Raw genomic sequence first — 12,381 nt, 5'->3', positions numbered from 1 at the left:
GGTTATTTCGCTTCACCGCGAAAAGCCAAGGGACTTTTTGTATTTTATATGAACAGTTGCTAATTTAATACTATAACAGGCTTGATTTAACAATTCCCTGACTTTTCCAAGATAGAATGGGGTTAGAACTCTATCATGAGGAAGGGGTATACGATATACGATGAACAGGCTTATGAAAAGCATGGTTATTGGCGGATTGACTGTAGCTGTAGTATCTGGCGCTACACTGGTTGGAGCATCGCAAGGTACAAGTACAGGAGGGGCTGCCAAAGCCCAATCCAAGAATCTGATTGTTCTGATTGGGGATGGCATGGGACCTGCCCAAATTTCCGCTGCCAGATATTATCAGCAGTATACCAAAGGGGCAAGCCACCTCAATCTTGATCCTTATTACGTAGGACAAGCGACTACATACGCCGACCGTGGGGAAGACGGAGATACAGTCGTATCGGGGATTGTAACCGACTCCGCTTCAGCCGGCACCGCATTTGCCACAGGGCACAAAACCTATAACGCGGGTATCAGTGTCTCCAACGAAGATGTATCCAAGCCTTTTGCCTCCGTTATAGAAGCTGCTGAGAGTAGCGGCAAAGCCACAGGGCTCGTGACAACAGCGCGTATTACCCATGCCACACCTGCTGTCTATGCTTCCCATGTCCGCAGCCGTGACAATGAATCGGCGATCGCCTCACAGTATCTGGAGAGCGGCGTTGATGTGCTGATGGGCGGAGGCAAGCAATTTTTTGTCACCAAAGACGAAAAAGGCAAACGTACCGACAAAAACATTCTGCCTGACTTTCAGGCCAAAGGATACAAGATTGTTGAGAATGCCGCAGGCTTAAACGCCCTTACCTCGAAAAATACCAAGGTGCTGGGCTTGTTCGGCAACTCCCATGTTGCTTATGTTCCGGACCGTACGGCTGAGACGCCAAGTCTGGCGGCGATGACTTCCAAGGCACTTAACATTTTGTCCGCCGATAAAGAAGGTTTCGTCATGATGATTGAGGGCGGGCGTATCGACCATGCCGGTCATGCCAACGATCTGCCAACCCTTGTGCAGGAGGCGCTGGACTTCGATGCCGCTTTCAAAACGGCGATTGAATTTGCCAAAAAGAACGGCAATACCTCCGTTGTGGTCACGGCCGACCACGAAACGGGCGGTCTTTCCTTATCCCGCGACAATATCTATGAGATTAATATAGATCTTTGGGATAAACAAAAGCATTCCTCCGAAACGCTGGCCGCTGCTCTTGAAGCGGCAAAAACGCCAGAGGAAATCCGCAGCATCGTAACCGGGAATACGTGGATCACCGACCTTACGGATGAAGAGATTCAACAAATTATGGCGGGAGACGGGTCCTCCTACAAACGTGAAGGGGCCTACAATGCGGTAATCTCCAAACGTCTGCTGGTGGGCTGGTCCGGTCATGGCCACTCCGCAGTCGATGTAGGAGTATGGGCTTATGGTCCGATAGCGGATCAAATTAAGGGACAGATCGACAATACGCAAATTGCCAAAGCCGGCGCGGCCATTCTGGGTGTTGATTTGAACAAGCGGTCCCAGGAGCTGCAATCCAAATATGTGTACCCTAAATTTAAAGTCAGCCGTGACAATGAAGTGCTTTATCCTGCGGAAGCTTTGATCAAAGCATTGGGCGGAACCTACAAAGGAGACAAAGCGACGGCAAAGCTGAGCCTGCAAAAGAATACGGTAGACATTAATCTTACGGACAAGACGGTCAAACTTAACGGCAAAGCTGCCACCTCTACAGTTGATGTTGACAATGGCGTGCTGTATCTTCCGCTGAGTACCTTCAGTCAATTGAAGGGGACTACCCTGAAATGGGATGCACTTTCCGAACGAATTGCATTGCGATAGGAGGGAAGTGTCTTGCTGCAAGTTCAAGCCTTGAAGAAGCAATTTCGTATGGATGGCAGAGAGGTGCCGATTCTGGATATACCTGAGTGGCGTATTGAAAAAGGGGAGAATGTGGCGATTACCGGACCCAGCGGTTCCGGTAAAAGCACTCTTCTTCATCTGATCAGCGGAATCCTGCGCGCGGACAGCGGCAGGATTTCTGTGAATGGACAGCCGCTGCATGAGCTGTCTGAGGCCGGACGCGATGCGTTCCGGGCCGCTACGATCGGTTATGTGCTCCAGGATTTCCACCTCATTCCCTCGCTGACGGCAAGACAAAATGTGGAGATGGCCATGACCTTCCGGAAACCTCCCAAGGAGAAAAAAGCGCTGATCGACTCTTGGCTCGAGCGGGTAGGGCTTCAGGACCGCGGGCAGTTTCTGCCCTCTCAGCTCTCCAGGGGCCAGCAGCAGCGGGTAGCAATTATACGGGCGCTTGTGAATGAGCCGCCGCTTCTGTTGGCGGATGAGCCGACTGGCAGTCTGGATTGGGAGACGGCAGACGGAATAGCTGAGCTGCTCTTGGAGCTGAGCGTTTCCCAGGGGCATACCTTGCTTGTGGTTACCCATGATCTCAACATGGCGAGCAGGTTTCCGAAATGTCTAAATATTCAAGACGTTAACCGGGTCCGGAGAGCATCGGCCGCCATGCAGACGACAGGCCGGACCACACGGGAAGAGGTACTGTTATGAGCCTCTTCCGGTTAACGATCCGCAACGTCATGCATCGGCGTTTCCTGTCACTCTTAACCGTCTGTGCGGTTGCGGTAACTGTTGCCTTTATCGTCCTGCTGACCCTGTCGAGGGAAAGTGTGGAGCAAGGTGCAAAAAAAGGGTACGGACCGTTTGATCTGGTGATCGGGGCAGCGGGAAGTGAAACCCAGCTGGTGCTGAACACCTTTTATCACATCGGAGCACCGACAGGGAACATACCTCTCTCTATTCTGGAGCAGGTACAGCAGGATGATGAGGTGGATCAGGCTTTTGCCATGACCACGGGCGATAATTATAACGGGTTCCCCATTGTCGGGATCGATCCCGGGTACTTTGTCACCCGTTATGGCGGCCGTAATCTGCAGGAAGGTTCACTGTACGAGCATACTGGTGAAACTATCATTGGTTCGTATGTGGCCAAATCCCTGGGGCTGCAAGTAGGGGATACGTTCTCAGGTGCGCACGGACTTGTGCAGGAGGCGGATCATGGAAGCCTGGAGACTGGGCATGCAGAAGAGGAAGAGCATGAAGGTGGCGAGGAGCATGCTCATGAAAGCTTTCATTATACCGTTGCGGGTATCCTCCCCCCACTCCAGACCTCCGATGACCGTGCCGTATTTACGACAGTCGATTATGCGTGGGCTGTGCATGGTCTTAGCCAGGAAAAGCGTGAAATTACAGCAGTGCTGGTCAAGCCCGTCAGTCTGCTCGGGGCTCATGATCTGAAGGAATTATTTGATGGAAGCAACGGGGTTCAGGCGGCATATACCAGCCAAGCGGTATCGGAGGTGCTGAATGCGGTGGATCAGGGGTCGCGGCTGCTGGGGATATTGACGGCATTGTGTGTCTTTTTGGCTGCCATAACGATTCTCTTGTCCCTGGTTGCTGCCGTTGGAGAACGTACCAAGGATGTGGGGCTGCTGCGTCTGCTCGGCAAATCCAGAGCTTATGTCTGGATGAGCTTGACCAGTGAAGGCCTGCTGGTGACGATGGTAGGCCTCGTGCTCGGCTTGCTTCTGGGCCATGCTGGAGCTTATTTGCTGCAAGACACCCTTTTTGCGCAAGCGGGCATTCAGATCAACCCCTATCACTGGACGGCAGAGCATTGGCTCATTGCAGCCGGTACGCTTTCTGTCGGTTTGCTGGCCTCCTTGGGTCCTGCTTTCCGAATGTACCGTCTTCATCCGTTGGCTTTGTTCAAATCCTAGGAGGTAAACTCAGTTGAATAGATTTCAAGGAAGGCTGATTTTGTTGACGGGCACCGTTTTAAGTATGCTTTTGCTTCAGGCGTGTGGCCAGGACAGGATGGCGGAAGGGCAAGGGGAATCCTTTGCTGCCGTCCGGGAGGAGAATGTAGAGGCAGTGGTGGAGGGGGCTGGTGCTGGGTCGCACAAGGTACAGACACCGGCTCCTGCGGTGCCCTCACAGACAGCTGCCGCTAACTCAGACGTTGTGTCAGCGGCTCCTAAAGCGGAGAAAGCAGCGGCATCACTGGTACCTGCACCACTGTCATCAGCAAAGGCAACATCATCTCCGCCGGCCACTCAGGAGCCTGTTCCTACTATGGTCGCCACAGTTCCTCCCAAAGAAACGCCTTCTATACCACCTGTAACCAAAAAGCAGCCTGTGCCGAAGGAGTCGGAAGCCCCGCCGTCCCCGGTCTCTGCCAGCGGGGCTAAGAGTGACACGGTTGAGAAGGAAACCCCACCGGCACCGACTGCAACTGTACAACCGGCCGCAAGCCCGTCCCAGGATGTGCAGAGTCAGAACGCACCTTCAGCTGATGGTCCTCCAGCGATTGAGTGGGGTGGATTTTTTGATGGGAGTGATCAGACCCGGCCCTCGGAGCAGTTCTGGGACCTTAGCGGAAGTGAAGTTACAATTAAAGGTTTTATGGGCGAAGTCCTTTCCTTTGAGAAAAACTGGTTTCTGCTGATCCCGGAGCCGGGTGCGGAATGCCCCTTTGATAATGGGGATGAGACGTATTGGAACAAGATTATGATCGTTTTTGTACCTGAAGGCAGCAAGCTCAGGCACACTTCCGATCCTCTGCAAATTACAGGGCGCCTGGACGTAGGCATCAAGATTGACGAGTCCGGTTACAAAACCATGTTCCGACTATATGATGCTTCGTTCACTCCATTGTAGAGCTAATACCAAAACCTCCGCCACCCACTCTGGGGTGACGGAGGTTTTGCTTCGTCTATACCCGCTTCGCACCGGGTATCCACGCATCAATGTCATAACCCCGCTGCTCCCAGTATCCGATATGCTCCTCTTCAATCAGTTCAATCCGGTTCAGCCATTTTACGGACTTGTAGGCATACATTTGGGGAGTGATAAGGCGGACCGGTCCGCCCAGCTGGTTCGGAATGGGCTTGCCGTCATGCATCACTGCGACCATAATATCCTCCATGCGGGCCTGCTCCAGGGTCAGGGAGTCCGTGTATACGCCATCGCCCGAATACAGCTTCACCATCACCGCCTTCGTTTGAACACCCGCCATATCCAGCAGCTTGGAGAGGGGGATGCCCTCCCAGGTGTTTTTATAGACCGACCAGCCCGTGACACAGTGGAAATCACTCACCTGAACCTCACGCTGCAGCTGCACGAACTGTTCCCAGTTCCAGCTTAATTTCTTGTCCACCAGACCATCGATTGTAAAGGACCAGTTCGTGTTATCAAAAGCCGGAATGTCTGTTACTGTATACACGCGAAAGTTCCCCTCTGCACCTCCTCCGACCGGCGGAACGGACTTTGCCGAGGGCACGGGTTCAGGAAGCAGACGGTTGGCATTATCGGCCAGATAATCTGCCGTACCCGGAAGCTGCAAGGATTTGCCGATCCACCGCACAAAGGTGGGTCCCAGAGTAACGGCCAGTCCTGCACCGACGGCAATCTTGATAAATCCGCGGCGCGAGTATACAGGCTGGGGTTCTGATGAGTCCGGATGGCTGCGCCCAACCTCGCCCGGGGCCTTTTCCCCAGCAGTGTTTGGTTCGGGGCGGATGGAACGTTTCTGCGGCTCTTTCAGCCATTTGGTCCGGGTAATGGAATGGTAGATGATTACGGGAAGGCCGACCCAGGTCAGAAGATCATGAATCAGGAGCGCCGCATTGGCGGCTTTCGGGCCGGCCAGCCTGAATTGCCAGAGTACAAGGCCGGATAGGATCCAACCAACCAGCAGCACTAATACAAAGACCACATTGGCCTTTTGGGAGGGTTTCCCCGCAAGCCGCTTCCAATGTTTGGCGGCAAGCAGCAAATAATAAACGACAGGAATAAGCAGGACAAGTCCGACGGCAATATGTGCCCACTTGAGCCATACCCGCCCTTCACCGAGCACCTCGCGCCAGAACCCGCCTACCAGCAATAAACCGCTTATGGACAGCAGTAACACCAGCCAGGCATTCCAGGCATGAATCGAGACCAGCTTTTTTCCATAACCTTTGCGAATTCCCGCCCAAGGTTTTTTCACCGGTGAATCCCTCCCTTTATTTCAGATCGGCATTTTCATTTAAGTTTTAACTAATTGTACCGCAAAGCTTCGCCATTGAATAATTTCCTTTCCAAAGAATTTCTTATAGACTAATGGAAAGAGAGGAAGAAAGGAAACGAAGCCTGTGAAACAAGAAACTATACTGCTGGTGGACGATGAACAAGAGATTGTAGACCTGCTGGATATTTATTTCAGCAACGAGGGGTACCGGCTGCTCAAGGCCGCTGATGGCATCGAAGCCCTCCATTGTCTGAACAGGGAAGAGGTGGATCTGATTATTCTCGACGTGATGATGCCAAAGATGGACGGGATTGCCGCCTGTATCAAGATCCGCGAGGAACGGAAGATGCCGATCATTATGCTGTCCGCCAAAAATTCCGATATGGACAAAATTGTCGGACTCAGCATCGGCGCTGATGATTATGTGGGGAAGCCGTTTAATCCGCTGGAACTGGTGGCCCGGGCCAAATCACAGCTGCGCCGGTATCATAAATTCAACCAAGAGGCTCCTGTGAGGGGGAATGACAACGAGCTGGTCTTTGAAGATTTGATCATTGATACGTTGAGGCATGAGGTGAGTGTGGATAACCGCAAGGTGAAGCTGACACCCAGAGAGTTTGCCATTCTGGAGCTGCTGGCCAGGCATCAAGGTCAGGTGCTCAGCATGGAGCAAATTTACCGGAATATTTGGAATGAGCCTTTTTTGGATGGGGGCAATACGGTGATGGTACATATCCGCAATATCCGCGAGAAAATCGAGGTGGACTCCAAGCGGCCCTGTTATGTGCAGACTGTGTGGGGAATTGGCTACAAGCTGGACGGTCCGTCCTAAAGTGTGAGGTGAACCTGTAATGAATACAAAATATATCAGTACCATCCGCTGGAAATTTATTTGGGCATTTCTGCTGAGCGTATTATCAGGGGCAGTGCTGCTTACGACAGGCTATCAGCTCGTCAACTCGATGGTCTATTTGAATCCGGCTCCGCCATCGGCCCCCTACTCTCTGATCCTGAAGTGGATCATCAACCATATTGGTTCCACCCCTTTGCTGACCGCAACCGGGATTATCAGCTTCCTGTTTTTCTTTTTTATGTATACCCGCAAAATAGTCTCGTATCTGGAGGAGATCACACGCGGAATTCAGCAGATTACAAGGCTTGGAGAGTCGCACCGGATTGAAGTCCGCACGGCGGATGAGCTGGGTGTACTGGCCGAGAATATCAATATCATGTCCGAGCGGCTCCAGCATTCCCTGCTGGAGGAACGAAAGGCCGTCCAGTCTAAAAATGAGCTGATTACCGGCGTGTCCCATGATTTACGAACTCCTCTGACCTCTGTTCTGGGGTATTTGGAATACATTGAGCAGGACCGCTGCCGGGAAGAAACAGAAATGCGCTATTACGTAAGTATTGCCTATCAGAAATCACTGGTGCTGCGCAAACTGATCGATGATTTATTCGAGTATACGCGGGTCAACAGCGGCGGGCTGCCGCTTGTTCTGGAACGTTTGGATATGAAGGCGTTTATGCGGCAGCTGGCAGAAGAATCGGTTCCGGCGTTGTCCAAGGCAGGGATGACTTACGAGCTTGAGGACCAGACAGAATCCCTGTGGATTGAGGCGGCTCCCTATGAACTGGTGCGTGCTTATGAGAATTTGATTGCCAATGCAATCCGGTACGGCCGGGAGGGCAAGAAGCTGGAAATGGGTCTGAGCCGTGAAGGAGATGAAGCGGTGGTGCGGATCAGTAATTTCGGGGAGATGATTGGAGAAAACGATCTGCCGCATATCTTCGAACGGTTTTACCGGGCAGAGCGCTCCAGATCGCAGCATACCGGGGGTTCGGGATTGGGACTGGCTATTGCCAAAGGAATCGTGGAACGCCATCAGGGTGTAATTGTAGCGCAAAGCGATCGGTATCGGACAGACTTCATCACCCGCTTTCCGTTATCTCCGGACGGGAAGTCTTAAGGGATTCTTAAGAACTTACAGGGGGGTTCTTAAGATTTGGAAGATATCCTTGTGTTATGGGGAGAGGCTCCCGTTGCATAAGGAGGGGATCGTTTTGAAAAAATTACATACGGTGCGTTTGAGCTATTTGTATATATTCGGAGGCAGCCTTCTGCTTAGCGGAGTGTTCCTTTTTGCCGTGCAGAGGATGTTCCATATCATATATTCCCGTTATACACCGGAATCAGAAGCGCTGTTTGTCCGGTGTACCCACTGGATTATCAATCATATTGGCAAGACGCCAATCGTCCTTTTCCTATTTATGGCGGGGAGTGCAGGACTCTTCTGGATGCGTTCGCAAAAAACCGCCGAAGATATGAAAGCACTCCTGCTTGCCGGTGAGGCGTTAGCGGTTAAAGGCTCTTTTGAGAAGCTTTCGGTAATCTCGGGTGGAGAACTGGGGCAGCTGGCCGGCCATTTGCGTACAGTCAACCGGAACAGGCAAGGGCAAACATGGAATACGAGGGCAGTTTCAGCCGGAGTGTTGGAGGCGCATCAGCTGGACAGCGAAGAAGTGATGACGCTTATTTTAAGGACAAAGGCACTGGTACGTCTGCTCGCTGAGGCAGAAGCGGCGGCTGAAGAGGAAACAGGGGGAGCTTCTCTACAGCTTGAGATGGCAACCCGTGAAGCCATGGGAATGGAGCGGTTCCTGGAGAACCTGAATGGCCGGTCATGAGCGGTGGTAAAAAACGATCCTGGCGTTGCCTCCTTCTGCGTATAGGATACGCCGGGTTTGATGTCGGGGTGCTTCTCGCGGTGTTGCTGCTGGCCTTTCTGCTCTATATTCATCTATACGGCGGGCTGATGCTGAGCCGCCATCCCGAGAAGCTGATTCTGCAGGAATCCAGCCAAATTACCGCATCGGATGGAACCGTGCTACGCAGGATTCCGCTGCCGGAATCGGGGTATAGAATTACTGCACAGCTGGATGAAATGCCGCAGCTGCTTATCGACACCTTTTTGGCCGTTGAAGACCGCCGCTTTTACAGCCATCAGGGTCTGGACTATCGGGGAATGGCCCGCGCATTTCTCAACAACACGGTCCGCATGAAGATTTCAGAGGGCGGGAGCAGCATCACCCAGCAGTTGGCCAGGGGGCTCTACTTGGACCGGGGGCAGAATCTGCTGCGCAAGCTTAATGAGGCTTCCATTGCTGTGGCTTTGGAGAAGAGGCTGTCCAAGAAAGAGATCTTGCAGCTGTATCTTAACCAGATTTATATGGGCCAAGGGCAATACGGGGTACAAACGGCAGCGGAGCGCTACTTCGGCGTATCCAATCTGAAAGATCTGGATATTTGGCAGATTGCCGCATTGGCGGCTACACCCAAAGGTCCCTCCCTTTATAATCCGGCAGAGCACAGCGAGCTCTCCACGAAGAGAAGGGAGCTTGTCTTGCGGATTATGCATCAGCAGGGCCTGATTACATATGAGCAGATGGCGGCCGCTATGAAACGGAGTTACCAGCCTCCGGCCGCTGTTAAAGCTGAGGTGGCAGGAGCCTCTTATATAGATGCCTCGCTGCAAGAGGCAGTGCGGATTACCGGGAAATCAAGAGAGGAGCTGCAGACAGGCGGTTACACCATTGTGACAGGCATGAATATCGGTGCACAGCGGGCCATGGAGCAGACTTTCTCACGTGCGGAGTTTTTCCCTCCGGACGGACAGGACCGGCAGGTGGAGGCGGCTATGGTGATGATTGACCACCGTACCGGTGAGGTTGCTGCTTTGATGGGCGGGCGTAATCCCAGCACGGGCAGTTTGAACCGGGCGGTGATCGATGCAAGACAGCCGGGGTCTGCTTTTAAACCGATTATTGTTTATGGGCCCGCGCTGGAAAGTGGACGTTATTCTCCCGACAGCCTCTTGCAAGACCGCAAAAATGCCTTTGGGACTTACAGTCCCGCGAATCTGAATGGAGTATACCGGGGGCAGGTGAGTATGAGGATGGCGCTTCAGCAATCCATTAATGCGCCGGCTGTATGGCTGCTGAAGCAGGTGGGGATCTCTTATGCCCGCGGTTTTGCTGCCAAGCTTGGTCTTGCGATGGCAAGTGCAGACAACCATCTGCCGATTGCCCTCGGTGGCTTGCATACTGGATTTTCGCCCTTGAAAATGGCCCAGGCCTATAGTGTTTTTGCCAACAGGGGAATCTTAAACGAGGCACATATGGTGCGCAGTATTAGTGATAACCAAGGCCGAGTCCTGTACACCCATGTCTCTTTGCCCCAACAGGTAATTTCATTGAATACAGCTGAGAGCTTAACGATGATGCTTCGGCAGGCTGTGAATGAAGGGACCGGCAAGCGGGCACGGTTGAATATCCCGGTAGCGGGGAAAACAGGAACAACCCAATTGGACCTGCCGGGTGTAAGCAGCAAGGCCAATCGGGACCTATGGTTTGCCGGCTTTGCCTCCCACTATACTGCAGCCGTATGGATCGGCTTTGACCGGACGGACAAAGACAACTATATGACTGCGGGGAACGGAGTGGCGGCCGCGTTGTTTGCACAAGTCATAGGCAAGGCTTTAGGAGGCGGCTAGGAATGGTAGGATGGCCTATTCCGAGGCCCATTGCTCGAGCTTTTCGTCACCGGGTAGCAGCAGAGCAAGCAAACCCAGCAAAGGCAGAAAGCCGCAGGCTATGAACACCGTGGTAATGCCCATAATATCGATAAGATTGCCAATCACCAGTGAGCCAATCCCGCCGAGCCCAAAGGCCAGCCCCGTAATCAGTCCTGAGACGGTTCCAATATTACCCGGGTAGAGCATTTGCGCGTAAATAACTGTCACTGAGAAGCTGGACAGGAGAATGAATCCGCCAATCAGCAACAGGATGGCTGCCCAGAATTGACTTACAAAAGGCAAGGCCAGTGCAAAGGGAACCGTCCCCACCATAGAGAGCAGAATGAGATTGCGCCGGCCGAAACGGTCTGCAAGCGGTCCGCCGAAGAATGTTCCCACGGCCCCGGCTGCGAGGTACATAAAGATGTAGACCTGGGCATCGTCCAGCTTCATGCTGTAATTCTCCATTAAGTAGAAGGAGTAATAGCTGCCGATCGAAGCGCCGTACCATGATCTTACAAAAACAAGAAACACAAGAATAATGGTGGCGGTCAGTATGCTTTTGCTGCGGGCAGGATCAAGCGAACGGGCTGCAGCTTTTTTGCGAAAGGTGTAACCGTCATTCAGCATCTGCTGATACCAGCGTGCTACATAGCTCTGGACAGCAATCCCGGCAGCGGCAAAAATCGTGAAGCCGAGGGCTCCAATCTGCCCGAAAGGGATGAAGATCCATTTGGTCAGCATGGGACCAAGCGCTTGTCCGGCATTTCCGCCCACCTGAAAAATAGATTGGGATAGTCCCTTGCGCAGTCCAGCCGCCATATGGGCCACTCTCATCCCTTCGGGATGGAAGGCGGCTGAGCCGAAGCCAACCAGTATAACCGAGAACAAGACCAGCACATAATTATTCGCATAGGCCAGCAGCAGAACACCCAAAAAAGTGCAGCACATGCCCAGCGGGAGCAGAATGGGACGGGGTTTACGGTCCGCTGCATACCCGATAATAGGCTGGATTACCGAGGATGTCATATTCAAGGCAAAGGAAATCCAGCCAATCTGTGCGAACGAGAGCAGCATATTCTCTTTTAGAATGGGGAAAATCGCCGGGATGACAGCTTGGATGGAATCATTGAACAAATGAACAAAACTGACTGCCAGCAGGATACGATAGATTGTTGCCTGTTGTAAATTACGATCTTCTGCACCTGTGCCTTTGGAAGGCAGTGCATGGGTTCTATTATTGGTCATGGGGCTCCTTTCCGCATGGGTAGTATTTAATGTAAACAATAAAAGGACGATAAATCTTATTGTAGACACATCCGGAGAATTATGGAACCGATTTGTGCGTTCAAAGCGGTAATTATATGTCAATTGTTGATTTAATAAAAAAAGGGTTGCAAAGTAAATCTGCGCATGATATATTATCTCTTGTGCTTACGAGGCATTGCGACAATGAAACAAACGCGATGAAGAAATAAGTTGACAAGAAGTAAAGAAACATGATATGATCTAATTCCTGTGCTAAAGACTGAATGTCGAAACGCCGGGAGCAAGTTCTTTGAAAACTGAACAAATGGAACGCGTTAATGATTACAAGATTCATTTATGAATCGTCAGTTTCAAAATGAGCAATCGCTCTTTTCAATACTAATTGGAGAGTTTGATCCTGGCTCAGG

The 12,381-nt window shown here is 52.1% G+C and carries 10 protein-coding genes; 8 read left to right on the top strand and 2 right to left on the bottom strand.

Features of this window, described 5'->3' with window-relative positions; translation table 11 throughout:
• Positions 1-172 precede the first annotated feature (172 nt).
• Genes IEY53_RS25795 through IEY53_RS25780 form a run of 4 tightly spaced genes read left to right on the top strand, consistent with a single transcriptional unit; the run spans position 173 to position 4,780 of the window.
• Entirely contained in the window at positions 173-1,879 is a 1,707-nt protein-coding gene (locus IEY53_RS25795; RefSeq protein WP_229696364.1) for an alkaline phosphatase, read from the top strand.
• Positions 1,880-1,891: 12 nt separating this feature from the next.
• Positions 1,892-2,611, top strand: coding sequence for an ABC transporter ATP-binding protein (locus IEY53_RS25790; RefSeq protein WP_229696363.1), 720 nt, complete (start codon positions 1,892-1,894; stop codon positions 2,609-2,611).
• Positions 2,608-3,840 (top strand): ABC transporter permease, encoded by a 1,233-nt coding sequence (locus IEY53_RS25785; protein ID WP_189030105.1) that lies wholly within the window; start codon positions 2,608-2,610, stop codon positions 3,838-3,840. The genes IEY53_RS25790 and IEY53_RS25785 overlap by 4 nt, the downstream gene beginning before the upstream one ends.
• A gap of 13 nt (positions 3,841-3,853) precedes the next feature.
• A complete protein-coding gene (locus tag IEY53_RS25780; RefSeq protein WP_229696362.1) occupies positions 3,854-4,780 on the top strand; it encodes a hypothetical protein in 927 nt (308 codons plus the stop codon).
• 55 nt (positions 4,781-4,835) lie between these two features.
• On the opposite strand, the gene IEY53_RS25775 is transcribed toward IEY53_RS25780, so the two are convergent.
• Positions 4,836-6,110 (bottom strand): molybdopterin-dependent oxidoreductase, encoded by a 1,275-nt coding sequence (locus tag IEY53_RS25775; protein WP_189030103.1) that lies wholly within the window; start codon positions 6,108-6,110, stop codon positions 4,836-4,838.
• 145 nt (positions 6,111-6,255) lie between these two features.
• Between IEY53_RS25775 and IEY53_RS25770 the strand changes: the two genes are divergently transcribed.
• The 4 genes from IEY53_RS25770 to IEY53_RS25755 all read left to right on the top strand — a co-directional run bounded on the left by IEY53_RS25770 (position 6,256) and on the right by IEY53_RS25755 (position 10,684).
• Positions 6,256-6,963 (top strand): response regulator transcription factor, encoded by a 708-nt coding sequence (locus IEY53_RS25770; RefSeq protein ID WP_189030101.1) that lies wholly within the window; start codon positions 6,256-6,258, stop codon positions 6,961-6,963.
• 19 nt (positions 6,964-6,982) lie between these two features.
• Entirely contained in the window at positions 6,983-8,101 is a 1,119-nt protein-coding gene (locus IEY53_RS25765; protein WP_189030099.1) for a sensor histidine kinase, read from the top strand.
• 94 nt (positions 8,102-8,195) lie between these two features.
• Entirely contained in the window at positions 8,196-8,819 is a 624-nt protein-coding gene (locus IEY53_RS25760; RefSeq protein ID WP_189030097.1) for a hypothetical protein, read from the top strand.
• Positions 8,816-10,684 carry a transglycosylase domain-containing protein gene (locus IEY53_RS25755; protein ID WP_189030095.1) on the top strand — a complete coding sequence of 623 codons (1,869 nt, stop codon included), beginning with the start codon at positions 8,816-8,818 and terminating at the stop codon, positions 10,682-10,684. Before IEY53_RS25760 ends, IEY53_RS25755 begins: the two co-directional genes overlap by 4 nt.
• 15 nt (positions 10,685-10,699) lie before the next feature.
• On the opposite strand, the gene IEY53_RS25750 is transcribed toward IEY53_RS25755, so the two are convergent.
• Positions 10,700-11,953 carry an MFS transporter gene (locus tag IEY53_RS25750; RefSeq protein ID WP_189030093.1) on the bottom strand — a complete coding sequence of 418 codons (1,254 nt, stop codon included), beginning with the start codon at positions 11,951-11,953 and terminating at the stop codon, positions 10,700-10,702.
• Positions 11,954-12,381 lie beyond the last annotated feature (428 nt).

The organism is Paenibacillus albidus (assembly GCF_014644435.1).
GTDB classification, from domain to species: Bacteria; Bacillota; Bacilli; order Paenibacillales; family Paenibacillaceae; genus Paenibacillus_AQ; species Paenibacillus_AQ albidus.
Note: the sequence above shows the minus strand (reverse complement) of the source record. Positions and strands in the feature narration are given on the sequence as shown.

What these genes read in the sequence shown, in the direction of transcription:
- IEY53_RS25765 (WP_189030099.1), top strand. Translation starts at nt 6,983, where the DNA reads ATGAATACAAAATATATCAGTACCATCCGCTGGAAATTTATTTGGGCA.
- IEY53_RS25795 (WP_229696364.1), top strand. Translation starts at nt 173, where the DNA reads ATGAAAAGCATGGTTATTGGCGGATTGACTGTAGCTGTAGTATCTGGC.
- IEY53_RS25750 (WP_189030093.1), bottom strand. Translation starts at nt 11,953, where the DNA reads ATGACCAATAATAGAACCCATGCACTGCCTTCCAAAGGCACAGGTGCA.
- IEY53_RS25785 (WP_189030105.1), top strand. Translation starts at nt 2,608, where the DNA reads ATGAGCCTCTTCCGGTTAACGATCCGCAACGTCATGCATCGGCGTTTC.
- IEY53_RS25755 (WP_189030095.1), top strand. Translation starts at nt 8,816, where the DNA reads ATGAGCGGTGGTAAAAAACGATCCTGGCGTTGCCTCCTTCTGCGTATA.